Source organism: Pantoea sp. LS15 (assembly GCF_012241585.1).
Lineage (GTDB): Bacteria > Pseudomonadota > Gammaproteobacteria > Enterobacterales > Enterobacteriaceae > Enterobacter.
On the sequence record NZ_JAAVXA010000021.1, the window covers coordinates 17,887 to 43,278 of the forward strand.

The 25,392-nt window shown below is 52.6% G+C and carries 22 protein-coding genes; 7 read left to right on the forward strand and 15 right to left on the reverse strand.

What is annotated here, in order from left to right; translation table 11 throughout:
- Positions 1-2 precede the first annotated feature (2 nt).
- Positions 3-803 carry a glucosamine-6-phosphate deaminase gene (gene nagB / locus HED65_RS21295; protein ID WP_023310765.1) on the reverse strand — a complete coding sequence of 267 codons (801 nt, stop codon included), beginning with the start codon at positions 801-803 and terminating at the stop codon, positions 3-5.
- 326 nt (positions 804-1,129) lie between these two features.
- On the opposite strand from nagB, the gene nagE reads away from it, so the two are divergent.
- The 4 genes from nagE to chiQ all read left to right on the forward strand — a co-directional run bounded on the left by nagE (position 1,130) and on the right by chiQ (position 7,179).
- Positions 1,130-3,151 (forward strand): N-acetylglucosamine-specific PTS transporter subunit IIBC, encoded by a 2,022-nt coding sequence (nagE, locus tag HED65_RS21300; RefSeq protein ID WP_114980062.1) that lies wholly within the window; start codon positions 1,130-1,132, stop codon positions 3,149-3,151.
- A gap of 169 nt (positions 3,152-3,320) precedes the next feature.
- Complete coding sequence (gene glnS / locus HED65_RS21305) at positions 3,321-4,988, forward strand: glutamine--tRNA ligase (RefSeq protein WP_114980063.1); 1,668 nt, start codon at positions 3,321-3,323, stop codon at positions 4,986-4,988.
- 448 nt (positions 4,989-5,436) lie between these two features.
- Positions 5,437-6,834 (forward strand): chitoporin ChiP, encoded by a 1,398-nt coding sequence (chiP, locus tag HED65_RS21310; protein ID WP_028019457.1) that lies wholly within the window; start codon positions 5,437-5,439, stop codon positions 6,832-6,834.
- 15 nt (positions 6,835-6,849) lie between these two features.
- Positions 6,850-7,179 (forward strand): ChiQ/YbfN family lipoprotein, encoded by a 330-nt coding sequence (chiQ, locus tag HED65_RS21315; protein ID WP_114980073.1) that lies wholly within the window; start codon positions 6,850-6,852, stop codon positions 7,177-7,179.
- A gap of 107 nt (positions 7,180-7,286) precedes the next feature.
- On the opposite strand, the gene fur is transcribed toward chiQ, so the two are convergent.
- The 4 genes from fur to ybfF all read right to left on the reverse strand — a co-directional run bounded on the left by fur (position 7,287) and on the right by ybfF (position 9,899).
- Positions 7,287-7,733: a ferric iron uptake transcriptional regulator gene (gene fur / locus HED65_RS21320; RefSeq protein WP_014169146.1), complete on the reverse strand. Its 447-nt coding sequence runs from the start codon at positions 7,731-7,733 to the stop codon at positions 7,287-7,289.
- A 290-nt stretch (positions 7,734-8,023) separates the two neighbouring features.
- A complete protein-coding gene (fldA, locus tag HED65_RS21325; RefSeq protein ID WP_008501067.1) occupies positions 8,024-8,554 on the reverse strand; it encodes a flavodoxin FldA in 531 nt (176 codons plus the stop codon).
- Positions 8,555-8,709: 155 nt separating this feature from the next.
- Complete coding sequence (gene ybfE, locus HED65_RS21330) at positions 8,710-8,997, reverse strand: LexA regulated protein (RefSeq protein WP_014883017.1); 288 nt, start codon at positions 8,995-8,997, stop codon at positions 8,710-8,712.
- A 128-nt stretch (positions 8,998-9,125) separates the two neighbouring features.
- Positions 9,126-9,899 (reverse strand): esterase, encoded by a 774-nt coding sequence (gene ybfF / locus HED65_RS21335; RefSeq protein WP_114980064.1) that lies wholly within the window; start codon positions 9,897-9,899, stop codon positions 9,126-9,128.
- A gap of 183 nt (positions 9,900-10,082) precedes the next feature.
- Here ybfF and seqA point away from each other — a divergent pair, with 183 nt between their 5' ends.
- Both seqA and pgm read left to right on the forward strand, forming a co-directional pair.
- Entirely contained in the window at positions 10,083-10,631 is a 549-nt protein-coding gene (gene seqA, locus HED65_RS21340; RefSeq protein WP_114980065.1) for a replication initiation negative regulator SeqA, read from the forward strand.
- A gap of 24 nt (positions 10,632-10,655) precedes the next feature.
- A complete protein-coding gene (gene pgm / locus HED65_RS21345) occupies positions 10,656-12,296 on the forward strand; it encodes a phosphoglucomutase (alpha-D-glucose-1,6-bisphosphate-dependent) (protein ID WP_114980066.1) in 1,641 nt (546 codons plus the stop codon).
- Positions 12,297-12,330: 34 nt separating this feature from the next.
- Here pgm and potE read toward each other — a convergent pair whose 3' ends face one another.
- The 9 genes from potE to kdpF all read right to left on the reverse strand — a co-directional run bounded on the left by potE (position 12,331) and on the right by kdpF (position 24,263).
- The gene (gene potE, locus HED65_RS21350) at positions 12,331-13,644 is read right to left on the reverse strand and encodes a putrescine-ornithine antiporter (RefSeq protein ID WP_014831099.1); all 1,314 of its coding nucleotides are present in this window, start codon (positions 13,642-13,644) and stop codon (positions 12,331-12,333) included.
- Positions 13,641-15,839 (reverse strand): ornithine decarboxylase SpeF, encoded by a 2,199-nt coding sequence (gene speF, locus HED65_RS21355; RefSeq protein ID WP_114980067.1) that lies wholly within the window; start codon positions 15,837-15,839, stop codon positions 13,641-13,643. The genes potE and speF overlap by 4 nt, the downstream gene beginning before the upstream one ends.
- A 254-nt stretch (positions 15,840-16,093) precedes the next feature.
- Positions 16,094-16,198, reverse strand: coding sequence for a leader peptide SpeFL (gene speFL / locus HED65_RS21360; RefSeq protein WP_003858645.1), 105 nt, complete (start codon positions 16,196-16,198; stop codon positions 16,094-16,096).
- A gap of 279 nt (positions 16,199-16,477) precedes the next feature.
- A complete protein-coding gene (kdpE, locus tag HED65_RS21365; protein WP_028019450.1) occupies positions 16,478-17,155 on the reverse strand; it encodes a two-component system response regulator KdpE in 678 nt (225 codons plus the stop codon).
- Positions 17,152-19,839 (reverse strand): two-component system sensor histidine kinase KdpD, encoded by a 2,688-nt coding sequence (kdpD, locus tag HED65_RS21370; RefSeq protein WP_114980068.1) that lies wholly within the window; start codon positions 19,837-19,839, stop codon positions 17,152-17,154. Before kdpD ends, kdpE begins: the two co-directional genes overlap by 4 nt.
- Positions 19,840-20,415: a potassium-transporting ATPase subunit KdpC gene (kdpC, locus tag HED65_RS21375; RefSeq protein ID WP_114980069.1), complete on the reverse strand. Its 576-nt coding sequence runs from the start codon at positions 20,413-20,415 to the stop codon at positions 19,840-19,842. It lies immediately after the preceding gene.
- 12 nt (positions 20,416-20,427) lie between these two features.
- Positions 20,428-22,476: a potassium-transporting ATPase subunit KdpB gene (gene kdpB, locus HED65_RS21380; protein WP_114980070.1), complete on the reverse strand. Its 2,049-nt coding sequence runs from the start codon at positions 22,474-22,476 to the stop codon at positions 20,428-20,430.
- Between the two features lie 18 nt (positions 22,477-22,494).
- On the reverse strand, positions 22,495-24,174 hold the full coding sequence (gene kdpA, locus HED65_RS21385; protein ID WP_114980071.1) for a potassium-transporting ATPase subunit KdpA: 1,680 nt from the start codon (positions 24,172-24,174) through the stop codon (positions 22,495-22,497).
- Positions 24,174-24,263, reverse strand: a complete 90-nt coding sequence (gene kdpF / locus HED65_RS22850; protein ID WP_014069365.1) for a K(+)-transporting ATPase subunit F — start codon at positions 24,261-24,263, stop codon at positions 24,174-24,176. Before kdpF ends, kdpA begins: the two co-directional genes overlap by 1 nt.
- 309 nt (positions 24,264-24,572) lie before the next feature.
- Here kdpF and HED65_RS21395 point away from each other — a divergent pair, with 309 nt between their 5' ends.
- Positions 24,573-24,779 carry a YbfA family protein gene (locus tag HED65_RS21395; RefSeq protein WP_028019445.1) on the forward strand — a complete coding sequence of 69 codons (207 nt, stop codon included), beginning with the start codon at positions 24,573-24,575 and terminating at the stop codon, positions 24,777-24,779.
- 516 nt (positions 24,780-25,295) lie between these two features.
- On the opposite strand, the gene HED65_RS21400 is transcribed toward HED65_RS21395, so the two are convergent.
- Positions 25,296-25,392: IS3 family transposase (locus HED65_RS21400; RefSeq protein WP_147279780.1), on the reverse strand; the 97-nt coding region annotated here is incomplete at its 5' end.

Sequence of the window (25,392 nt, forward strand, 5' to 3'; positions counted from 1 at the left end):
AATTACAGACCTTTGATGTTCTCTGCTTCTAATTCGTTGAAGTATTTCAGCGTTTTCACTTTCAGCTCCATCGTGGACGGTTCGTCACAAACGATGACTGATTTCGGATGCAGCTGCAGGCAACTGATGGTCCACATGTGGTTAACGTTGCCTTCAACGGCAGCCTGGAGCGCCTGCGCTTTCACGCCGCCCAGGACCAAAATCATCACTTCTTCGGCATCCAGCAGGGTACCTACACCTACAGTCAGGGCGTATTTTGGAACCTGGTTAACGTCACCGTCAAAGAAGCGGGAGTTTGCCACGCGCGTGTCATGGGTCAGCGTTTTAATACGGGTACGGGAAGCCAGAGAAGACGCCGGTTCGTTAAACGCGATATGACCATCGTTGCCTACACCACCCATAAACAGGTGGATTTTACCGTAGGAACGGATTTTTTCTTCATACTGACGACATTCTGCGTCAATATCAGGCGCGTTTCCATTCAGCAGGTTAATATTTTCAGATGGAATATCAACGTGATCAAAGAAATTGCGGTGCATAAAGCTATGGTAGCTTTCCGGGTGATCCTTCGGTAAGCCAACATATTCGTCCATATTGAAGGTCACAACATGTTTAAAGCTAACCTGGCCTGCTTTATGCATCTCAACCAGTGCCTTATACGCGGTCAGTGGTGTGCCACCAGTCGGAAGGCCAAGAACGAAAGGACGATCAGCAGTAGGTTTAAATGCGTTAATACGGTTAACGATATGGCGAGCGGCCCATTTACCAACTTGTTCAGCAGTTGCCAGGGGAATCAGTCTCATTGTTCACCTCAAGAGTTAAAGTAGAAGAGTGGGCGGATGGCTATCGGAACCTGAATTAAGCGTAACCTGGAATCTTTCAGGCCGGATCAATCCGTCTTGATTTTTTGAATGATAAAATAAGTTTTCGCTGTTAGCCAGTGTAAGGGAGGGTTAATAACGATATTTGGTGACAAAAATCACAAAAAATACGTGTTTAATTTGCGATACGAATTAATTTTTCACACACTCACAATGCCAGTGAATCATCAACTGTATTTATAGTTCGTGACACAATAAAAAACAGAGCTGAGAACATGCCTTAAACGGGGTCTCATAGGGGGAAGAAAGTGAGTATTCTAGGTTATTTACAAAAGGTTGGTCGCGCACTTATGGTGCCGGTCGCCACGCTGCCTGCCGCAGCCATCCTGATGGGTGTCGGCTACTGGATCGACCCCAACGGCTGGGGTAATACCAGCGCGCTGGCGGCGTTCTTTATCAAGTCAGGCTCCGCCATTATCGACAACATGTCCGTGTTGTTCGCGATTGGTGTGGCTTACGGTATGTCTAAAGACAAAGACGGTGCCGCTGCGCTGACCGGTTTTGTCGGTTTCCTCGTGTTAACCACTCTCTGCTCACCAGCAGCGGTGGCCATGATCCAAAAAATTCCGGCGGACCAGGTTCCGGCGGCATTCGGTAAGATCAGCAACCAGTTTGTCGGTATCCTTGTAGGTATCATCTCCGCTGAACTGTATAACCGCTTCAGCAGCGTAGAGCTACCAAAAGCGCTCTCCTTCTTTAGCGGTCGCCGTCTGGTCCCCATCCTGACCTCGTTTGTGATGATCGTTGTTGCGTTCATCATGATGTACGTCTGGCCGATGATCTTCGACGGTCTGGTGAACTTCGGTGAGCACATCCAGAAGCTGGGCTCTGTCGGTGCGGGCGTATACGCGTTCTTCAACCGTCTGCTGATCCCGGTCGGTCTGCACCACGCGCTGAACTCCGTATTCTGGTTCGATGTTGCCGGTATTAACGATATTCCTAACTTCCTGGGTGGCGCACAGTCCATCGAAGCAGGTAAAGCGGTTGTCGGTATCACCGGTCGTTACCAGGCGGGCTTCTTCCCAATCATGATGTTCGGCCTGCCAGGTGCAGCGCTGGCTATCTACCACTGCGCACGTCCAGAGAACAAAGCGAAAGTTCTGGGTATCATGATGGCGGGTGCATTTGCAGCTTTCTTCACCGGTATCACTGAACCGCTGGAATTCTCCTTCATGTTCGTGGCACCTGTGCTGTATGTGATCCACGCTGTGCTGACGGGTATCTCTGTGTTCATTGCTGCCAGCATGCACTGGATTGCGGGCTTCGGCTTCAGTGCCGGTCTGGTGGATATGGTGCTGTCGTCCCGTAACCCACTGGCGACCCACTGGTGGATGCTGATCCCGCAAGGTCTGGTGTTCTTCGCGATCTACTACATGGTGTTCCGTTTCACTATCACCAAATTCAACCTGATGACCCCGGGTCGTGAGCTGGCTGTTGCCGGTAGCGAAGCGGATGGTCAGGATGTGAATGTGAGTGCGGACAAAGACCAGGATGTTGCAGGTCTGGCGCGTCAATACATCGCCGCTGTCGGTGGTTCTGACAACCTGACCGGTATCGACGCATGTATCACCCGTCTGCGTCTGAACGTAAAAGACTCTTCTCTGGTGAACGAAGCGCTGGCTAAACGCTTGGGTGCATCCGGTGTTATCCGTCTGAACAAAACCAGCGTGCAGATTATCGTTGGCTTTGTGGCGGAAAAAATTGCCAATGCCATGAAAACGACAGGTCCGGTAGCCGCTGCGGAAGCAAGTGCTGCGCCAGCCGCTTCACCTGCTGCAGTAAAACCGCAGGCAGTACCAAATGCTAAAACGATTGCCGCACTGGTTTCCCCAGTGACTGGTGACGTGGTTGCCATTGAGCAGGTACCTGACGAAGCCTTCGCCAGCAAAGCGGTCGGTGACGGTGTCGCTGTGAAGCCAACGGAAAAAACCGTGGTGTCACCAGCAGCCGGTACCATCGTAAAAATCTTCAATACCAACCATGCGTTCTGCCTCGAAACCGAGAATGGTGCTGAGATCGTTGTCCACATGGGTATTGATACCGTTGCGCTGAACGGCCAGGGCTTTACTCGCTTGGTGGAAGAGGGTGCTGAAGTGGTCGCAGGGCAGCCAATCCTGGAAATGGATCTGGACTTCCTGAACGCCAACGCGCGCTCAATGATTAGTCCGGTTGTTTGCAGCAACATTGATGACTTCAGTGGCCTGGTCATTCAGGCGAAAGGTCAGGTGGTTGCGGGTCAAACACCACTGTATGAGATTAAAGGCAAGTAATCGCTCCTGAGTAGAGTCATGCCTTAAGCGGCGGGGGATATCCCTCGCCGCTTTTTTTTGCAGCAAATGCCCCCATTATTTTCTTCAGAGCCGTTTTAAGGGTTGTCACTACGTCCGGCTTATAAGATCATATGCCGTTATACGTTGTTTACGCTTTGAGGAATCCACGATGAGTGAGGCAGAAGCCCGCCCGAGTAACTTTATTCGTCAGATCATCGATGAAGATCTGGCCAGTGGTAAGCACACCACAATTCATACGCGTTTCCCGCCGGAGCCGAACGGTTACCTGCATATTGGTCACGCGAAATCTATCTGCCTGAACTTTGGCATTGCCCAGGACTACCAGGGGCAGTGCAACCTGCGTTTCGATGACACCAACCCAGTAAAAGAAGACATCGAATACGTTGAGTCCATCAAGAATGACGTGCAATGGCTGGGCTTCAACTGGTCTGGCGACATCTGCTACTCCTCTGATTATTTTGATCAGCTGTATGCCTATGCGGTAGAGCTGATTAACAAAGGTCTGGCGTACGTCGACGAGCTGTCTGCCGATGAGATCCGTGAATACCGCGGCTCGCTGACCGCGCCGGGCAAAAACAGCCCATACCGCGATCGCAGCGTGGAAGAGAACCTGGCGCTGTTTGAAAAAATGCGTGCCGGTGGTTTCGAAGAAGGCAAAGCCTGTCTGCGTGCCAAAATCGACATGGCATCTCCGTTCATCGTGATGCGCGACCCGGTGCTGTACCGCATTAAGTTTGCGGAACATCACCAGACCGGTAACAAGTGGTGCATCTACCCGATGTACGACTTTACCCACTGCATCAGCGATGCGCTGGAAGGCATTACTCACTCTCTGTGTACGCTGGAGTTCCAGGACAACCGTCGTCTGTACGACTGGGTACTGGATAACATCACTATCCCTGTGCATCCACGTCAGTACGAGTTCTCTCGTCTGAATCTGGAATACACCGTGATGTCCAAGCGTAAGCTGAACCTGCTGGTGACCGACAAGCACGTTGAAGGCTGGGACGATCCGCGTATGCCGACCATCTCTGGTCTGCGTCGTCGTGGTTACACCGCGGCTTCTATTCGTGAGTTCTGCAAACGCATCGGTGTGACTAAGCAGGATAACACCATTGAAATGGCGTCTCTGGAATCCTGCATTCGTGAAGATCTCAACGAAAACGCACCGCGCGCAATGGCGGTTATCGACCCAGTGAAACTGGTTATCGAAAACTACCCGCAGGGTGAAAGCGAGCTGGTGTCCATGCCTAACCATCCGAGTAAACCGGAAATGGGTAGCCGTGACGTACCGTTCAGCGCTGAAATCTGGATCGATCGTGCTGACTTCCGCGAAGAAGCGAACAAGCAGTACAAGCGCCTGGTATTGGGTAAAGAGGTGCGTCTGCGTAATGCCTACGTCATCAAGGCCGAGCGCGTAGAGAAAGATGCGGAAGGTAATATCACTACCATCTTCTGTTCTTATGATGCTGAAACCCTGAGCAAAGATCCAGCAGATGGCCGCAAAGTGAAAGGCGTTATCCATTGGGTAAGCGCTGCACACGCGCTGCCTGTTGAAATTCGCCTGTACGATCGTCTGTTCAGTGTCCCTAACCCTGGTGCTGCCGAAGACTTCCTGGCGACGATCAACCCGGAATCTCTGGTGATTAAACAGGGTTATGCCGAGCCGTCTTTAAAAGCGGCTGAAGCGGGTAAAGCGTTCCAGTTCGAACGCGAAGGTTATTTCTGCCTGGATAGCCGTTACAGCACGGCGGAAAAACCGGTGTTTAACCGTACTGTTGGTCTGCGTGACACCTGGGCTAAGATCGGCGAATAATATTGCCATTCTGGTCAATGAGAGACAAACGCCGCGATAAGCGGCGTTTTTTTATTTAACGATCAGGCCATTAACGCGCAGCTCAAATAAAGTATGTGCGAAATTCAGGTCAATGAGGTGCTACTTATTTTACTCAAAAAAAGTTTCAATATTTACGAATAGCCTTAAGGACAAAAAATACACAGAATAAACGGTCGACGCAGCCTCAAAATACGCGTTATTCCCTGTAAATCCTCGCATTGGCACAGATGTTACAAATCACTACCAATTATGTGCACTTCGTCATAATCCTGACTTTTGCTCGCTGAAAAGCATTGATAATTCGCGTCGCGAAAAATAACCTAAAGGCGGTAGTTAATTCGAGGGTATTTCTAACTACCCCTGACCATTAGGTCTTTTATATTTTTCGCCGTTTAAGGCGTTTTAATTCGTCAAAGAGGAATAATCTATGCGTACGTTCAGTGGCAAACGTAGTGCGCTGGCGCTGGCTATTGCCGGTGTGACAGCAATGTCGGGTCTGGTGATTGCACCAGAGGCGAAGGCAGCAGGTTTTATTGATGACTCAACCCTAACAGGGGGGATCTACTACTGGCAGCGTGAGCGTGATCGTAAAGACGTCACTGAAGATAAATACAAAACCAACCTTTCTCACTCCACCTGGAACGCCAATCTGGATTTCCAGTCTGGTTATGCTGCCGATATGTTTGGTCTGGATATTGCTGCATTCACGGCAATTGAAATGGCAGAAAACGGCGACAGTGCCCACCCGAACGAAATCGCATTCTCCTCCAGTAATAAAGCCTATAAAGAAGACTGGTCAGGAGATAAAAGCGGTATCAGCCTGTATAAGGCAGCAGCGAAATTCAAATACGGCCCGGTATGGGCGCGCGGTGGTTATATTCAGCCAACCGGTCAGACATTGTTAGCACCACACTGGAGCTTTATGCCGGGTACTTACCAGGGGGCGGAAGCGGGTGCCAACTTTGATTACGGTGATGCAGGTGCGTTGAGCTTCTCCTATATGTGGACCAACGAGTACAAAGCACCATGGCACATTGAAATGGACAAGTTCTACCAGAACGATAAGAAAACCAAAGTAGATTATCTCCATTCACTGGGTGCTAAATACGACTTTAAAAACGACCTGGTACTTGAGGCGGCATTCGGCCAGGCTCAAGGTTACATCGATCAGTACTTTGCCAAGGCCAGCTATAAATTTGATATCGCGGGTAGCCCGCTGAGCACCAGCTACCAGTTCTACGGTACGCGCGACAAAGTCAGTAATGGTGGCGTCAATGATATCTATGACGGCACCGCGTGGTTGCAGGCTCTCACCTTCGGCTACAAAGTCGGTCAGGTCGATTTGCGCCTGGAAGGAACATGGGTGAAGGCAGAAGGGCAGCAGGGGTACTTCCTGCAGCGTATGACCCCAACCTATGCATCGTCTAACGGTCGTCTTGATATCTGGTGGGATAACCGCTCTGACTTCAACGCCGACGGCGAAAAAGCGGTGTTCTTCGGTGCAATGTATGACCTGAAAAACTGGAATCTGCCTGGCTGGGCGGTGGGTGCATCGTACGCTTATGCCTGGGATGCAAAACCTGCAGATATGGCCACACCGGATGCTTACTACGATCCAAACTATCGCCTGAAAGAGTCTTCTTACAGCCTGGATGCCATCTATACCCTGCAGGACGGCCGCGCCAAAGGCACGATGTTCAAACTGCACTTCACCCAGTATGACAATCACTCCGACATTCCAAGCTATGCGGGTGGTTACGGCAACATCTTCCAGGATGAGCGTGACGTGAAATTCATGGTTATCGCTCCATTCACCATCTTCTAATGGAGACTGAACATGATGAAAAATATCGTAATCGTCGCGTTGCTGGCTGCGGGGCTGGTGGGGTGTGCGCAGGAGCAGGCACCGAAAGAGGACTCGCGTCTTAAAGAGGCGTATAGCGCCTGCATCAACACGGCGGAAGGTTCACCGGAGAAGATCGAAGCCTGTCAGAGTGTGCTGAATGTGCTGAAGAAAGAGAAGGCACATGAGCAGTTCGCCACACAGGAAAACGTTCGCGTGATGGATTACCAGGCCTGTATTCAGGCACGTAAAACCGGAAACGATCAGGAAGTGGCGAAGCGTTGCGACCAGATCTGGAAAGAGATCCGCAGTAACAACAGCAAATAATTTGCTGTCATCATGCCCGGTAGCACAACGCTACCGGGCTTTTTTGCGTCAAATAGCAGGCAAAAAAAAGCCAACCTTGCGGCTGGCTCAGAGTATGAAAGCTTGAGTTATTTAGCGTCGTGCGCGTGATCGTCTTCGCGGCAATCACCTTCAGCACAGTGACCATACAGGTACAGGCTGTGGTTGGTCAGGCGGATGCCATGACGAGCCGCAATTTCACGCTGACGCGCTTCGATGGAGTCATCGCTAAATTCAATGACCTTGCCACAGTCGAGGCAGATCAGGTGATCGTGGTGCTGTTGCTGGGTCAGTTCGAATACAGATTTACCGCCTTCGAAATTATGACGGGTAACAATGCCCGCGTCATCAAACTGGTTCAGCACGCGATAGACGGTAGCGAGCCCAATTTCTTCACCCATGTCAATAAGGCGTTTATAAAGGTCTTCCGCACTGACATGGTGATTGTCTGGACCCTGAAGCACTTCAAGGATTTTTAACCGAGGAAGCGTAACTTTCAGGCCAGCCTTCTTTAATGCGGTATTGTTGTCAGTCATGCGGAATCTGTCCTGTTGCTAAACGAATCACTTCTGTAGGAAGTGACAGAAAATGCACCTTGGATAATGCGTCTCATTATAGAACTGCCATGTCTAAATGAAAACAGCAAGTCTCAGGCAAAATATGCTTATAAAAATGGGGTATCACCGACAAACTTGCTCAATAGAAACCACATTTTATCAGGGAGACATTGTACAGGTCTGGGCGAAAAAGTTAAAAGATTGTAGCAATTAATTTAATCGGTACGACCTGAGGCTCGGGCGCAACCGCAGTTGCGCCACGATAAAAATCAAGCGTTAAGAATATCATCCAGGTGCAGTTCTTCACGGATCTGCTTAACCCATTTCTCAACGCGTTCTGCGGTCAGTTCTGGCTGGCGGTCTTCGTCGATGGCCAGACCCACGAAATGATCATCATCAGCCAGGCCTTTAGAGGCTTCAAAGTGGTAGCCCGCCGTTGGCCAGTGGCCGACGATAACCGCACCATTTGGCTCAATGATGTCGCGGATGGTACCCAGCGCATCACAGAAATATTCCGCGTAGTCTTCCTGATCGCCACAGCCAAACAGGGCAACCAGCTTGCCGTTGAAATCAACTTCTTCCAGCGTCGGGAAGAAATCATCCCAGTCGCACTGGGCTTCACCGTAGTACCAGGTTGGAATACCCAGCAGCAGAATGTCATAGCCTTCGAGATCTTCTTTGCTGCTCTTGGCGATGTCATGCACATCAGCAACGTCTTTACCGAGCTGTTTTTGAATGTTTTTTGCGATGTTTTCGGTATTGCCGGTATCACTGCCGAAGAAAATGCCGATGATTGCCATGAGTAAAATAACCTCTTGAAACTTAATAGTATGGTGGCGCAATTCGGCCACGGATAAGGGCAATAATAGCAGAACTGGCAACCCTGCGGAAACAGCTATCGCGCAGGACTGCACTCTGTGCTACATGAAAAAGGTGATAAAGGGGATTTTCAGACTTATGCCTGGCTGCGCAATGTCTCAAGTTGAGCGATCAACATCTCTTCAATGAGCTCGCTGCGGCTGATATTACGCGCCTCAGCCAGCTCGTTAAGCGCATCGACGGCGTCGGCGTTGAGCTTCAGTTCGACACGCTTAAGCCCACGATTTTTATCGCGTTTAAGCTGATTGCGTTTATTGATACGCAGCTGTTCATCGCGCGAAAGCGGATTCGTTTTCGGTCGTCCCGGGCGACGCTCATTCGCGAACAGATCTAGTGTCGTACGGTCCGTTTGTTCTTTGGCCATGATTCTGAGACTTCGGGGGAAACAAGCCGCCCTGCTAATGCCCGGGCGATAAGCGCGCCATCATACATCACCAAAAACGGCACGCCAACGACTGGAAGCCTGCAGCCTTCCAGTCGCTCTCTTTTTAATCAATTTGCAGTATCAGCAAGATAGCGGCGAATGGCGCGCAATACGGCGTCAGGTTTTTCCGCGTGAACCCAGTGTCCAGCCCCGGCGATGACATGGGCACGAGCCTGCGGGAATTGTGCCAGCAATGCGTCGCGGTACGCGTCGGTGACGTAAGGCGAGTTGCCGCCACGAATAAAGAGGGTAGAGTGTGGCCAGGTAGGTACCGTTTCCCAGCCTACGATATTGTTGTACTGCTCCCAGAGCACTGGCACGTTAAAACGCCATTGTCCGTCAACAAATGACTTCAGCAGGAACTGCACGACACCTTCTTCATCAAGATGCTCACGCATGACGGCAGCCGCTTGTTGACGCGTTGCGGCACCAGCCGCTGTTACCGCGTTGATCGCCGCGAAAATTTCGTCATGGCGGCGAACGTCGTAATCCACCGGAGCAACATCGATCACCACCAGACCCTGAATTCTCTCAGGTGCCAGCGCCGTCAGGGCCATCACCGCTTTACCGCCCATTGAATGCCCGATGAGGGTTACTTTTTGCAGGTTGTTGGCATCCAGCGTATCCAGCAGATCCTGCGCCATTGCCGCGTAGGTCATCTCTTCTGAGCGCTCTGAAAGGCCGTGATTGCGCATGTCGACTTGCAAAATGTCGTGATCGCTAACCAGATCGCGCGCCAGGACGCCCAGGTTATCCAGGCTGCCAAAAAGTCCGTGAACCAGTACGATGGGAGAATTATTGTTCGGCGATTGTGCAGTTTGCGCTCGGGTATTCAATTTCATGGCAAAGTTCTTTTTTTACGTATGTCAGGTTAGGGTATCATGTTGACCATTCTGCCGCCCGGCTGCAAGGTTCCAGTTTAATCTGACTTTTGCCGCCAACCTGGTTTGACGCTATCCGCTGTTGGGATTTGACCTTATAATCCCAATGACTTGTATTCAGATAAGATATCGCACTGGATTAAGATGAAAACAATCGAAGTTGATGACGAACTCTATCAGTATATTGCCAGCCAGACGCGGCATATCGGGGAGAGTGCGTCCGACATTTTACGGCGTATGCTTAAAATTTCCGCCGTTTCACAGCCTGTCACCCCAGTTACCAAAGATGTCGTGTCTCAGCCGAGCGTTGTTGCACAAGTAAAACCTGCCGTGACACCGGCAAAAGATAAAGTGCGGGCGATGCGCGAGCTGCTGCTGTCCGATGAATATGCGGAGCAAAAAAAGGCGGTTAACCGCTTTATGCTGGTGCTGTCTACACTCTACTCACTGGATAACAAAGCGTTTGCTGAAGCGACCGAGTCGCTGCACGGTCGTACTCGCGTCTATTTCGCGGGTGACGAGCAGACGCTGCTGCAAAATGGCAACCAAACCAAACCCAAACATGTCCCTGGCACTCCGTACTGGGTGATCACCAATACCAATACGGGCCGCAAGTGCAGCATGATTGAACACATCATGCAGTCTATGCAGTTCCCGGCGGAATTGATTGAAAAGGTTTGCGGTACAATTTAACCCTTGCATCAGAAGGACCCGGTAATGGCAAATCACAGCCGTGCAGGCCAACCTGCACAACAAAGCGATTTGATTAATGTCGCTCAGCTGACCGCGCAGTATTACGTTCTGAAGCCGGTTGTGGGCAATGCAGAACACGCCGTGAAGTTTGGTACATCTGGTCACCGCGGTAGCGCGGCGCGCCATAGCTTTAACGAACCGCACATTCTGGCCATTGCTCAGGCCATTGCGGAAGAGCGCGCCAAAAATGGCGTTACCGGTCCATGCTATGTGGGAAAAGATACCCATGCTTTGTCTGAGCCGGCATTCATTTCTGTTCTGGAAGTGCTGGCCGCCAACGGCGTTGATGTGATTATTCAGGAGAATAACGGATTCACGCCAACGCCTGCGGTGTCTAACGCCATTCTTGTGCACAACAAGAAAGGGGGCGCGCTGGCTGACGGGATCGTTATCACGCCATCCCATAACCCGCCGGAAGACGGTGGTATCAAATACAACCCGCCTAATGGCGGCCCGGCTGATACTAACGTCACCAAAGTGGTGGAAGATCGTGCTAACGCCTTGTTAGCCGATGGCCTGAAAGGTGTGAAACGTATTTCTCTGGATGCTGCGATGGCATCAGGTCATGTGAAAGAGCAGGATCTGGTGCAGCCGTTTATTGAAGGGCTGGCGGATATCGTCGACATGGCGGCGATTCAGAAAGCCGGTCTGAAACTGGGTGTGGATCCGCTCGGTGGCTCCGGTATTGAGTACTGGAAACGCATTGCTGAGCATTACAAGTTGGATCTGACCATCGTGAACGATCACGTCGATCAGACCTTCCGCTTTATGCATCTGGATAAAGACGGTGCAATCCGTATGGACTGCTCCTCAGAATGTGCAATGGCGGGTCTGCTGGCGCTGCGCGACAAATTTGATCTGGCATTTGCCAACGACCCGGATTACGACCGTCATGGTATCGTCACCCCGGCAGGGCTGATGAACCCGAACCATTACCTGGCGGTGGCGATTAACTACCTGTTCCAGCACCGTCCGCAGTGGGGCAAAGAGGTTGCTGTGGGTAAAACGCTGGTCTCCTCTGCGATGATCGACCGTGTGGTCGACGCGCTGGGTCGTAAGCTGGTGGAAGTGCCTGTTGGTTTCAAATGGTTTGTTGACGGTCTGCATGACGGCAGCTTCGGCTTTGGCGGTGAAGAGAGCGCGGGGGCATCTTTCCTGCGTTTCGACGGCACGCCATGGTCAACCGATAAAGACGGCATCATTATGTGCCTGCTGGCGGCGGAAATTACCGCTGTCACCGGTAAAAACCCGCAGGAACACTACAATGAGCTGGCTGCACGCTTTGGTGCACCAAGCTATAACCGTATCCAGGCTAGCGCGACTTCAGCTCAGAAAGCCGCCCTGTCCAAACTCTCTCCGGAGATGGTCAGTGCGAGCACGCTGGCTGGCGACCCGATCACTGCACGCCTGACGGCTGCACCGGGTAACGGAGCCTCTATTGGCGGTCTGAAAGTGATGACTGAAAATGGCTGGTTCGCCGCGCGTCCATCCGGTACCGAAGATGCGTACAAGATCTATTGCGAAAGCTTCCTCGGCGCTGAACATCGTCAGCAGATTGAGAAAGAAGCGGTAGAGATTGTCAGTGAAGTGTTGAAAAACGCGTAAGAATGAAAAAGGGAGCCGAATGGCTCCCTTTTTTTTAGCTGTGCTTATTCTTTAACTCGAACCGTGGTGACACCAGACCGTACAGCGTCCAGCCCATAAAGGTGACCATTGCGCCGTAAAGCATCGCTTCCTGGCCGGATGAGTAGAGTGCATAGAAGCTGTAGATTGCCCCAATCAGCGCCACGATATTGGCCGCCCGCGCTTTGCGTGGATCCACCTTCGCCACCTTCTGAATAATCACCAGCGCCGCCATCGACAGAATATACGGAATGATGTTCGTCACGACCGCCAGGTTAACCAGCACGTTGAACTGGCTGTTCAGCGACGGGCTAATGGTCATCAGCGATAATCCACTCTGGAAGATGACAATCGCCAGCATGCCCTGCACCGGTGCATCCGCTTTGGTGACGCGGGAGAAGATTTTCGGGAAATACCCTTCGTCAGCCGAGGATTTAAAGACCTGAGCGATGGTGAACTGCCAGCCGAGGAGTGAACCGCAGCAGGACATGACCATCAGACCCATGATCACTTTCCCGACTTCCGGGGTGAACATCTGCGCGAAGGCCAGACCAAACGGCGCCGTAGAGTTAGCCAGATCCATGTTTGGCACAATCCCGGCAATCACGTTAGTCGAGACGATATAGATCACCGCCGCGCCCAGCGTTCCGCCAAGGACCGCAATCGGGACGTTCTTCTCAGGGTTCTCAACCACTTCCGCATTCGCGCAGGCAGATTCCAGACCGAGGAATGCCCAAAGCGTCATGGCAATGGAAGAACCCACTGCGGTAAAGAACGGTACATGGTGAGGGTTCCAGGAATTAGCATACAGCGTTGGGCTAAACCAGAACCAGCCAATGATGCACAGGCCAACAACCGGGATAATCACGCCCCAGACAGTGATGCTGCTGAGTTGCCCGGTGATACGCGCACCGCCAAAGTTAGCCACGGTGCAGATCCACAGCACACCGATGGTCGCCAGCCCAATTTGTACCGGGCTCAGAGTGGCACCAAACAGCTCCGTACCGTAACCCACAGCGGAAATGGCAATCGCCACGTTGGCGATCAGCAATGACACACCATAGGTATAGTTGGCCATAAAGTTGCCTGACTTACCAAAGGCGTATTCTGCATAGCCCCCCATCCCGCCTGACTTGCGGCTGAACATCCCGCATTTGGCAAAGGCCCATGCCAGTGCCATTGACCCTACGGCGGTCACCAGCCAGGAGATAATCGAAATGGTTCCCACTTCTGCAAGCTTGGTCGGCAGCATGATGATCCCTGACCCCATCATGTTCACCATGGTGAGGATGGTCAGCTGCACCACGCCCATTTTATTGGATTTACTCATAATTTTTCTCCTTTCAGCAGTGCAGGCTGAGCGGTGGGTTGTTTGATGACGTTGCAACGAACCTCTTTGCGACCTTCACACTCCTCGACATACACACCCTGCAGTTCCGGTGCGAAGCCCGGCAGAAGGTTGATGCCTTCTTCCAGTGCAGCAAAGTAGCGCAGTACGGAACCGCCCCAGACTTCCCCTGGGACAACACACAACACTCCTGGTGGATAAGGGAGTGCACCTTCGGCGGCGATGCGACCTTCCGCGTCGCGCAGGGACACCAGTTCAACTTCACCGCGCAGATAGGCGTAGTTCGCGTCTTGTGGGTTCATCATCACGCGTGGGAAGTGAGATTTGCGGAACATCTCTTTTTGCAGCTGTTTCACGTTGTGACGGGCATACAGGTCATGCATCTCCTGGCAAATCTGGCGCAGGGTGTAATCTGCGTAACGCTCAGGATGTTGTTTGTAAAGAGAAGGCAGGACGTCTTTCAGCGGAACATCGCTCTCGAGCAGTTTTTCGAAGCGCACCAGCTGTGCCACCAGTTGCTGGAGCTTGCCCATATCCTCTGCTGGGGTGAGCAGGAACAGGATCGAGTTGAGGTCACATTTCTCCGGCACAATGCCGTTTTCACGCAGGAAGTTGGCAAGGATTGTGGCAGGTACCCCGAAATCCTCATACTCGCCGGTACGCGCGTTAATGCCTGGCGTGGTCAGCAGCAGTTTGCACGGATCGATAAAATATTGATGTTCGGCGTAGCCCTCAAAAGCATGCCAGTTCTCACCGGGAACAAAATGGAAGAAGCGCAGATCGGTAGCGATTTCCGCCGTCTCCCAGCTTTCCCACGGACGACCATCCACCATATCTGGCACGAATGGACGCAGATACTGACAGTTCTGCAGGATCAGCTTACGCGCTTCGATACCGGTGACCACGCAGTCCATCCACATGTTGCGGCCACTCTGGCCTTCATGCATGCGAGCGTTGATATCCAGTGCGGCAAACAGCGGATAGAACGGGCTGGTGGAGGCGTGCATCATAAAGGCATTATTCAGACGCTTATGGGGCACATAGCGCTGTTGACCTTTGATGTGACTGTCTTTCTTGTGGATCTGCGAGGTTTGCGAGAAGCCAGCCTGCTGTTTATGCACGGACTGGGTCACCAGAATGCCCGGGTCGTTTTCGTTCAGTTCCAGCAGCAGTGGAGAGCAGTCGGCCATCATCGGAATAAACTGCTCGTAACCTACCCAGGCCGAGTCAAACAGGATGTAGTCACACAGAGGGCCAATCTTATCCACCACCTGGCGAGCGTTATAAATGGTGCCATCGTAAGTACCTAGCTGGATCACAGCCAGGCGGAACGGACGTGCATCACGTGCTCTGCCTGGTGCGACTTCTGATACCAGCTCGCGCAGATAACTCTCTTCAAAGCAGTGGGCGTCAATACCCCCGATAAAGCCGTACGGGTTACGCGCAGTTTCCAGATAGACCGGTGTTGCACCTGCCTGGAGGAGGGCACCGTGATGGTTCGATTTATGGTTGTTACGGTCGAACAGGACCAGGTCGCCAGGGGTGAGCAGGGCGTTAAGCACCACTTTGTTGGATGATGACGTTCCATTCAGCACGAAGTAGGTCTTATCAGCATTAAAGACTTTCGCCGCATGTTGCTGTGCAATGCACGGTGCACCTTCATGGATCAGCAGATCGCCCATCGCTACGTCGGCGTTGCACAGATCGGAACGGAAGAGCGTCTCGCCAAAGAAATCGACAAACTGATTACCGGCAGGATGGCGGCGGAAGAACTGCCCACCCTGATGCCCCGGGCAGTCAAATGCACTGTTGCCCTGTTTCACGTAGTCAACCAGGGCGCGGAAAAACGGTGGGCGCAACTGGGTTTCATACTTCTGGGCCGCCGCTTCCAGTTGACGTCCATAATAGTCGTTGCTGGTGTCTGAATGTTCGAAAACGCCGTGAATGCGCGATAAATAGTCTGCCGGGATGATCTCTTCTTTGTGCGTTGCGACAAAAACAGGAATGCCAAACCCGGTGGCTTCTATTTCTTCCAGAATGCCGCTGGAAATATCGCTGACCGCCAGAACAATAGCGGCAACATCAATATAATCAGAGGCTCTGACATCCACGAGTTCACGCTGGGTGGTAAAGCAATCCGGGCATGCACGGCTGGCTGCGATTTTTAAATTTTTCATTTTTCTCTCTTTATTTTAGGTAATAGAAGTCCCTCGATTCCCTGTAAAAAAGAAATCGATAATTTTCCGGAAAAAAAGCAAAGAGTGACCGCTGATTAAAATCAGTGAATTGCTTTTTGATGATTGAAATTCAGTCTGCCCGGTTGCAGATGAGTCTGAATTAAGATGAATAAGCGCACGGGTTCACAGACAATTGACTGTAAATAAACGAGTTTCAGGATAACCTGTAAGCGGGTGCGCCAGAAGTCGAAGGACTACCGGGCATTAAAGAGATGAAAGTCAAAGCAGTTTCGGTGGGCAAACATCATGATATGTGTTGTCCGCCTTATATGGGGCATTAAACGATTATTGTTTTCCATGTTTCATTTTCCTTTCAGTAATTGAAAGCATGGTCATTTTATCCAGGAAAGGGCTATGAACTGTGAAGAAGATCACCATTAACCGATCAAATCAGAAATAAATATTCGTTTTTGATGAATATCGCAGATCAAAATGCTGATTTGTTGGTTAAGCGTTAATGGGTTGTGCTTTTAATGTTTTGAATGAGCAAAAATAAGACAGAAAAATAACCAGTGGGTTATTTTTCGAATATTTAATAAGTGAGCTTGGTTTTATTTATAAATAAAATGAATAGTTATTCAAAGCATAAACCGATAACCGATACCGGTTTCAGTTAATAAATGACGAGGGCGAGCGGGGTCGACTTCGAGTTTCTGACGAAGGTGTCCCATATATATGCGTAAATAGTGACTATGCTCCACGGCATTTGGCCCCCACACCTGGCTCAGTAGTTGGCGTTGGGTGAGCACCTTCCCGTGGTTATTGAGCAACACGGCAAGCAGTCGAAATTCTATTGGGGTAAGATGGATCTCCTCCTCACCACGCACAATGCGCCGGGCGGCAAGGTCAACCTGGATATCACCAAACGTGTAGGTGGGATCGGCGGGCGTGGTGGCGCTGTGACGACGCAGCGCCACACGAAGGCGAGCCTGGAGCTCGCCTATGCCGAAAGGTTTAATAAGGTAGTCATCTGCTCCGGCGTCCAGCGCCGCGATTTTATCCGTCTCTTCAGTACGTGCTGAAAGCACCAGAATGGGCATCTGGCTCCATTGACGTACTTCACGGATAAAATCGATACCGTCACCATCCGGCAACCCCAGATCGAGTATCACCAGGTCCGGCTTGCGCGTGGCGGCTTCAATCAACCCTCGCTGGAGTGTGCCGGCATCATGAACGCGCAAGCCATCTCCTTCCAGCGCAGCACGCAGAAACCGGCTAATGGCGATCTCATCTTCAACAATCAGAACGTTGATCACAAATCCTCTGGTAATTCATTAAGTTCTGGTGGGGTTTCCAGAGGAAGTGTAACACAAAAACGCGCCCCCCCATCCGGACGGTTCTCTGCGGAAATGGTCCCGCCATGGACATCAATAATCGCCTGGCAAATGGCCAGACCCAACCCAACGCCCGGAATGGCCGACTCCTTATTACCACGCGCGAATTTTTCGAAAATGGCCAGTTCTTGTCCGGCAGGAATACCTGGCCCGGTATCCCAGACTTCAAGACGAAGCGTCTGATCTTCCACTGTCGCATCGACCCCAATCTGGGCGCTGGATCCCGCATACTTACCGGCATTTTCCAGCAAGTTGATCAGCACCCGTTCAAACAGCGGACCATCAACGTGAATTAAGGTAAGCGGTTCGGGCATGTTCAATGCAATATGGCGCCCGCCAAGGCCTGGCTCCAGCATTTTCAGCGCGCTGCCAACTACCTCTTCGAGCGTGAGCCACTCTTTTTTGAGGTTAAATCCACCTGACTGAATACGCGCCATATCAAGCAGGTTATTCACCAGACGCGTGGTATTCAGTACATGCTGACGGATCTCACTGGCCTGAAGGGCATGTTTAGACCCTTCTGCCGCCAAATCCAGGGTCAGGATTTCTGACTGACCAAACAGGACGGTGAGCGGGGTCCGCAGATCGTGAGAGAGCGCCGCAAGCAATGAGTTACGAATACTCTCACGCTCGCTTGCCAGACGAGCCTGTTCTTCGCTGGCAGTCAGCGCCAGCCGTTCCAGTGCGCTGGCAACCAGCAGCGTAAAGGTTTCCAGCAGTCGTTGCTGCTCAGGGATCATCAGTTGACGCAGATTTGACGGCTCAACGATAACCAGCCCCTGGTTTTTATCGGCACTGCGCAGCGGCAAAATTTGATAAGGCACACCGGGCAGGGTGTCTGTCCCCGCGCCTGCAGGTAACCCCTTATCAAAGCTCCAGCGCGCGATGGCTTCATCCCAGGGGGTCATGCCTGAGACCGACGTCAGTGGGCGCAGCTTGCCGTGTTCGTCCGGGAGTAAAATCAGGTTGCTGGCATGAAACGTCGAGCGAATAAACTGCTCACTGGTCTGCACGATATCCAGCGGCGTGCGGCCCACCGCCAGCGATTTCGACATCTCATAGAGATGACGCGTGCGTTGTTCGCGATAACGGGCAATACGCGCCTGATAGCGTACACCCGCCGTCAAATTACCGATCACCAGCCCGACAGTAAGCATCACGGCAAAGGTCAGGATGTATTGCACATCCGACACAGCAAGCGTTCCCTTGGGGGCAATAAAGAACAGATCAAAGCTGATGACATTAATCACTGTCGCCAGTACTGACGGCCAGCGTCCGTAAAAGAGCGCCACCACCACCACGCCGAGCAGATAAATCATCACCAGGTTAGCGGCGTCGAAGGCAATCAGCCACTGGCTGGCAATCACGGTAATCAGGGCGCAAAGCATCACGGCGACAAAGCAACCGCGAAGCTGAATTCGCCATTTATCAGCAAAGGTTCGGCTGTCAGGCGCGCGGTTGGGTAACGGTGTGGGTTTGTCATCCAGCGCCACGACTACCAGATCAAGATCGGGTGCTCGGCGGGCCAGTTTGTCGGCAAAAGATTCGCGGCTAAACCAGCGACGATTCTGGCGACGACCAATCACGATTTTTCCTAGGTTGTGCTCACGCGCGTAGCGCAGAATAGCTTTATCTTCCTGAGGATCGGATAGGGTCGCCGTTTCCGCGCCCAGCTCCTGGGCCAGGCGCAGCGAACTCAGAATTGCCCGGCGCTGGTTTTCAGGTAGCGCGTGAAGCTGCGGCGTTTCGACATACACGGCATGCCAGACACTGCCAAATTTGGCCGCAAGGCGAGCGGCGGTGCGGACAAGTTTTTCATTGCCGCTGCCGTGACCAATACACAGCAGGATGGCATCCCGCGTATGCCAGACGCGTTCCTGGCCTTGCAGATCACGCCAGGCACGCATCTGATCGTCAACACGGTCAGCGGTTCGGCGTAAAGCCAGTTCGCGCAGGGCAATCAGGTTGCCTTTGCGGAAGAAATGTTCGATAGCGCGCTCGGCCTGGCCGGCGATATAGACTTTGCCTTCGTGCAGGCGCTGGCGCAAATCATCTGGCGGAAGGTCGACCAGCACCACCTCGTCCGCGGAATCGAAGAAAGGATCAGGCACGGTCTCACGTACCTGAATACCGGTCACGCCACTGACCACGTCGTTCAGGCTTTCGAGGTGCTGAACATTTACCGTCGTGAATACATCGATACCGGCTTCAAGTAACTCTTCAACATCCTGCCAGCGTTTCGGATGGCGTGAGCCTGGCGCATTGCTGTGCGCCAGTTCGTCCATCAGGATAAGCGCGGGACGACGGGCGAGGGCGGCATCGAGATCGAATTCAGTGACTAACCGACCACGGTGGCTAATGCGTCGGGGCGGCTGGGTAGCCAGCCCCTTCAGCAGTGAGGCTGTCTCCTTGCGTCCGTGGGTTTCCACCACGCCGATCAGAATATCGAGCCCCTGTGCCCGCAGCCGCTGGGCTTCTGTCAGCATGGCAAAGGTTTTCCCGACGCCTGCACAGGCACCGAAGAAGATTTTCAATTTGCCACGATGGGCTTCAGCCGTCTGTTCTAGCAGCCTGTCCGGATCCGGGCGCATGGGCTCGTCGGTCATTTAGTTTTTCCTTAGCGCGTCCAGCGCCAGATTCAGCTCAACAATATTTACCACAGGCATGCCAATGAAACTGACCAGTGGTTTCTGCGTGTGCTCAGCAACCAGCTGGCTGACCTGCTCGACGGTCAACTGACGGGCAGCGGCGACGCGCGGGATCTGCCATGCCACTGCTGCTGGCGTCAGGCTATAGTCCAGCCCGCTGGCAGAGGCCGTCACCAGTTCCACGGGAACCTCACGGCTGGCCTGCGGATTGGCGGTGCGCAGGGCTGCCACTCGTTCAGCGACGGCTTTGTCCAGCTCTGGGTTGCTGCCTGCCAGGTTGCTGCCGCCGGAAGCCATCGGATTATACGGGCTTTCGGCAGTGGCGGAAGGGCGTCCCTGGAAGTAACGGGCATCCGTAAAGTTCTGTCCAATCAGGCGCGAACCGCGATTTTCACCGTTTTGCATAATCAGCGAGCCATTGGCCTGATCCTTAAACCACCACTGGCCCAGCGCGGTGGTCACCAGCGGATACAGCCCGCCAGTAATAAGAGACAGCAGAATAAACAGAAGTATAGCGGGGCGTAACATCGTCATTTGATTCACCTTTTAAACCAGGCCGAACAGCGTCAACAGCAGGTCGATAACCTTGATGCCGATGAAAGGCACCACCAGTCCGCCCAGGCCGTAAATCCACAGGTTGCGGCGCAGCATGGCGGCCGCAGTGAGCGGTTTATAGCTCACGCCTTTCAGCGCCAGCGGGATCAGGAAGACAATAATCAAGGCGTTAAAGATCACTGCGCTCAGAATGGCCGAGGCCGGAGAGTGCAGGTGCATCACATTCAGCGCATTCAGTTGTGGATAGGTCGCAGCAAATGCGGCCGGAATAATGGCGAAATATTTTGCCACGTCATTGGCGATACTGAACGTGGTCAACGAACCGCGCGTCATCAGCATCTGTTTGCCGATGTGCACCACTTCAATTAGCTTGGTCGGGTTAGAGTCGAGATCGACCATGTTGCCCGCCTCTTTTGCCGCCTGGGTACCGGAGTTCATCGCCACTGCCACGTCGGCCTGCGCCAGGGCCGGGGCATCGTTGGTACCGTCCCCGGTCATTGCCACCAGACGACCTTCCGCCTGGTACTGGCGAATTAATGCCAGTTTGGCTTCCGGTGTTGCTTCGGAAAGAAAATCATCGACTCCCGCTTCGGCGGCAATCGCCGCGGCAGTAAGACGGTTGTCCCCGGTGATCATCACCGTTTTGATCCCCATTTTACGCAACTGGGCAAAACGTTCTTTGATGCCGCCTTTGACGATATCCTTCAGGGCAATCACCCCCAGAACATGCGCTCCCTCTGCCACCACCAGCGGTGTGGCACCCTGACGAGCAACGCTCTCAACCAGGTTGTCTACTTCCGGTGGGAAATGACCGTTGTTGGCTTCAATATGGCGACGAATCGCATCAACGGAGCCTTTACGGATCATGCGATCCTGAATGTTAATCCCACTCATGCGGGTTTGCGCCGTGAAGGGCACGAAAGTGGCATGCAGACTCTGAACGTCGCGCTGGCGCAGGTTAAAGCGCTGCTTGGCGAGAATCACGATACTGCGGCCTTCCGGGGTTTCATCGGCAAGAGAAGAGAGTTGCGCGGCATCTGCCAGCGTTTTTTCATCCACGCCTGGGGCGGGTAAAAACTCTGATGCCTGGCGGTTGCCGAGGGTAATGGTCCCGGTTTTATCCAGCAGCAACACATCTACGTCACCAGCGGCTTCAACGGCACGTCCACTGGTAGCGATGACGTTGGCACCAAGCATACGGCTCATACCTGCCACACCGATAGCCGACAACAGGCCGCCAATCGTGGTTGGGATCAAGCAGACCAGCAGCGCCACCAGAACGGTAATGGTCACCGCAGTGCCACCGTAGGCGGAGAACGGCCACAGCGTCGCGGTTGCCAGCAGGAAGACGATCGTCAAGGCCACGAGCAGAATGGTCAGTGCGATTTCGTTAGGTGTTTTACGACGCTGCGCGCCTTCCACCATGGCGATCATCCGGTCGAGGAATGTTTCCCCTGGGTTAACGCTACACTGGATCACCAGCCAGTCGGAGAGAATGCGCGTCCCGCCCGTCACGGAGGCGAAATCACCGCCGGACTCACGGATAACCGGCGCGGATTCACCGGTGATGGCGCTTTCATCCACAGATGCGCCGCCTTCAATCACTTCACCGTCACAAGGGATAATGTCGCCGGCTTCCACCAGTACCACATCACCCTTACGCAGTTCATCCGCCGGAACGTGATCCATCTGTGCACCGTATTTCGGTTCACGCAACTTGCGCGCGAAGGCGGTCTTTTTTACCCCTTTCAGGCTGTTGGCCTGCGCTTTACTCCGGCCTTCCGCCAGTGCTTCTGCAAAGTTGGCAAACAGCACGGTAAACCACAGCCACAGGCTGATGGCGCCGGTAAACATCGTATTTCCCGGCATGTGGCCCGTTCCCATGGCAATCGCCAGGGCGGTGGTCAGAACACTGCCCGCCCAGACAATAAACATCACCGGGTTGTGCCACTGGACGCGCGGACTCAACTTTTTCACCGCATCCATAAGCGCCTGGCGAACTAATGACGGTTCGAGCAGGGCCAGTTGTTTACGACTCATGACAATTTCTCCGCAAAATCAGCGTAAAGAGAGGAATTCCGCGACCGGGCCTAACGCGAGGGCGGGGATAAAGGTCAGGGCGCCGACCAGCAACACGGTGCCTGTCAACAGGCCGATAAACAGCGCGCCGTGGGTCGGCAATGTGCCAGTGGTGGTCGGTTGAATTTTTTTACTCACCAGCGATCCGGCAATGGCCATGACCGGCACAATGACGCCAAAGCGACCAAAGAACATGCAGAACGCCAGCAGGCAGTTCCAGAATGGCGAGTTGGCGCTCAAGCCGGCAAAGGCGCTACCGTTGTTGTTAGCAGCAGAGGAGACGGCATACAGCACTTCGCTAAAACCGTGAATACCTGGATTAAAGATGCCGCTGCGTCCGGCTTCGGTCATCAGCGCCAGCGCCGCGCTGAGCAGCACGAGAGCAGGGGTGACCAGAATCGCCAGTGCAGTTAATTTCATCTCGCGAACGTCGATTTTTTTACCGAGATATTCCGGGGTTCGTCCAATCATCAGACCGGCAATAAACACCGCCAGCAGCACAAACAGCAGCATGCCGTAAAGACCAGAACCTACCCCGCCAAATACCACTTCGCCTATCTGCATCAGCCACATTGGGATCATGCCACCCAGTGCCGTAAAGGAATCATGCATAGCATTTACCGCCCCGCAGGATGCCGCTGTGGTGACGACGGCATACAGGCTACTGGCGAGAATGCCAAAGCGGCTCTCTTTACCTTCCATGTTGATCGCGCTATCAGCACCCAGTGAGAGGAAATGTGGATTACCCTGCCATTCTGCCCACATGACCAGCGCAACACAGACCACGAAGATCAGCGACATGGTCCACAGCAGCGTACGTCCCTGACGGCGATCATTGACCACATCACCAAAGGCAAAGCAGAGTGCGGCAGGGATCAGGAAAATCGCCAGTATCTGCACAAAATTGGTCAGGGCGGTTGGGTTTTCAAACGGATGAGACGAGTTGGCATTAAAGAAGCCGCCACCGTTAGTTCCGAGCATCTTAATGGCTTCCTGCGATGCTACCGGCCCCATCGGCAGGAGCTGTTTTGCACCTTCCAGTGAGGTATAAGGCGCGTAAGGCAGCACGTTTTGCAGGGTGCCTTGCTGAATAAAGAACAGCGCGATCAGCAGAGCAATCGGCAGCAGGATCCACAGCGTGATGCGCGTCAGGTCCACCCAGGCGTTACCCAACGTACTGATTTTTTGACGTGCAAAAGCACGCGTCAGCGCGAAGATAACGGCGATACCTGTGGCCGCCGAGAGGAAGTTCTGCACGGTTAAACCGACCATCTGGCTGAAATAGCTGAGCGTGGTTTCACCGGCATAGGATTGCCAGTTAGTATTGGTGACAAAGCTGACTGCCGTGTTCAACGCAAGATGCCAGGACAGGCCTGGTAATTGTTGCGGATTGAACGGCAGGATACCCTGCAACATCAGCATGGCAAAAAGGGCAATAAGCCCAACGATATTCAGCAGCAGAATGGCTGTCAGATATTGACGCCAGTTCATTTCCTGATCACGTACTCCCAGTACACGCCAGATCCCTTTTTCAACGCTTCCCGTGCCCGGCAAAGGTACGTTGTTGATCAGCCGTGCCAGTCCTGTTCCCACTGGCCTTGCCAGAACGAACAATACCACTAAGAAGCTGGCAATAAGCAAAAACGCCTGAGCAGCCATCAGAATGCCTCCGCATTAATCAGGGCATAAACCAGATAACCCAATAACAGGAACACCAGCACGATGCCGGCAATAAGACCTGCACTCACAATCCACCTCCGGGTGACTTTTGTTGTTGTGTTAACGGTAGGATTTCTGGCGCAAAGATTTCGCAAAAATGGGGAGGGCGGGTGTAAAAAAAGTATAAAAATGACAAAGCCCACAATTTAACCATTGATAAGTAAACTGTTAACTTTTTTGTAACTTAATTACGGCGCGAGTGTAAATTTTCACTAAACGGACAAAAATAAGTGGTCGGATGAGTAGTAAAATTACAAACAAAGCGATATTATTTTATCCAGGTCACAGATTTTGAATTTTCCGGATGACGTTTCCGGCCAACTATAGGGGAGAAAAATATGGATCTTTATAAAGAGTTTCCGGCTCATATCGTTTTCATGCGTCGCACTTTCGCCGTAGTGGCTGGTGTGCTGGCTCTGCCGGTGATGCTGTTCTGGAAAGATCGCGCACGTTTTTACAGCTATCTGCACCGCGTCTGGGCGAAAACCAGTGAGAAGCCGGTGTGGATGGACCAGGCAGAGAAAGCGACCTGCGATTTCTACTGATACAAAGATTACACACAGCAATAAAAAAACCGCCAACAGCAATGTGGCGGTTTTTTTGTCCCTCGGGATTCGCGGTCCGTTGGGTGGTTTTCAAGCTCTCGTCAGAGGCTTACAAGAATATCTCAGGTCCTTATGTAATCAAACTGCAACTCCCTAAATATATTCTTAGAAATCACTTCCATGGGTTACGTTTTACGCTACGGCCAACTAGTATGCAGCGTCCCTTTCCGCCATCTCGCACATGGGCACCGGTCCCGGGAAAGGCGTCACCACAACCGTAAATCAGGCTTTCGTCAGAGCTTGTGTCCACCGACTTATCACCGGTGGTGAACGGTGGAGCGGTTAGCTGCAGGGACCGCATAATGAAACGCTATATATGCATCGCGTTCATTGTCGCCAGCGTACTCGTAGTAAAGAGTGATGAACCGGATGCGTTTGTTGCTTTAACCACGATAGCGCAGGACAAGTAGCGTTAAGGCCGCCCCGTGAAGTGAACCCCATATATTGGACACTTTCTTAACTGGCGGCTGACATGGCCTGAGTTCGGTATTGTACCGGACTCAGGCCGTTTAGTTTTAGCTTGATTCGTTCGTTGTTGTAGTAGTGGATGTAC

What these genes read in the sequence shown, in the direction of transcription:
- pgm (WP_114980066.1), top strand. Translation starts at nt 10,656, where the DNA reads ATGGCAAATCACAGCCGTGCAGGCCAACCTGCACAACAAAGCGATTTG.
- speF (WP_114980067.1), bottom strand. Translation starts at nt 15,839, where the DNA reads ATGAAAAATTTAAAAATCGCAGCCAGCCGTGCATGCCCGGATTGCTTT.
- ybfE (WP_014883017.1), bottom strand. Translation starts at nt 8,997, where the DNA reads ATGGCCAAAGAACAAACGGACCGTACGACACTAGATCTGTTCGCGAAT.
- seqA (WP_114980065.1), top strand. Translation starts at nt 10,083, where the DNA reads ATGAAAACAATCGAAGTTGATGACGAACTCTATCAGTATATTGCCAGC.
- kdpC (WP_114980069.1), bottom strand. Translation starts at nt 20,415, where the DNA reads ATGACGATGTTACGCCCCGCTATACTTCTGTTTATTCTGCTGTCTCTT.
- fldA (WP_008501067.1), bottom strand. Translation starts at nt 8,554, where the DNA reads ATGGCAATCATCGGCATTTTCTTCGGCAGTGATACCGGCAATACCGAA.
- HED65_RS21395 (WP_028019445.1), top strand. Translation starts at nt 24,573, where the DNA reads ATGGATCTTTATAAAGAGTTTCCGGCTCATATCGTTTTCATGCGTCGC.
- chiQ (WP_114980073.1), top strand. Translation starts at nt 6,850, where the DNA reads ATGAAAAATATCGTAATCGTCGCGTTGCTGGCTGCGGGGCTGGTGGGG.
- kdpA (WP_114980071.1), bottom strand. Translation starts at nt 24,174, where the DNA reads ATGGCTGCTCAGGCGTTTTTGCTTATTGCCAGCTTCTTAGTGGTATTG.
- potE (WP_014831099.1), bottom strand. Translation starts at nt 13,644, where the DNA reads ATGAGTAAATCCAATAAAATGGGCGTGGTGCAGCTGACCATCCTCACC.
- kdpD (WP_114980068.1), bottom strand. Translation starts at nt 19,839, where the DNA reads ATGACCGACGAGCCCATGCGCCCGGATCCGGACAGGCTGCTAGAACAG.
- ybfF (WP_114980064.1), bottom strand. Translation starts at nt 9,899, where the DNA reads ATGAAATTGAATACCCGAGCGCAAACTGCACAATCGCCGAACAATAAT.
- chiP (WP_028019457.1), top strand. Translation starts at nt 5,437, where the DNA reads ATGCGTACGTTCAGTGGCAAACGTAGTGCGCTGGCGCTGGCTATTGCC.
- kdpB (WP_114980070.1), bottom strand. Translation starts at nt 22,476, where the DNA reads ATGAGTCGTAAACAACTGGCCCTGCTCGAACCGTCATTAGTTCGCCAG.
- speFL (WP_003858645.1), bottom strand. Translation starts at nt 16,198, where the DNA reads ATGGAAAACAATAATCGTTTAATGCCCCATATAAGGCGGACAACACAT.
- glnS (WP_114980063.1), top strand. Translation starts at nt 3,321, where the DNA reads ATGAGTGAGGCAGAAGCCCGCCCGAGTAACTTTATTCGTCAGATCATC.
- fur (WP_014169146.1), bottom strand. Translation starts at nt 7,733, where the DNA reads ATGACTGACAACAATACCGCATTAAAGAAGGCTGGCCTGAAAGTTACG.
- nagB (WP_023310765.1), bottom strand. Translation starts at nt 803, where the DNA reads ATGAGACTGATTCCCCTGGCAACTGCTGAACAAGTTGGTAAATGGGCC.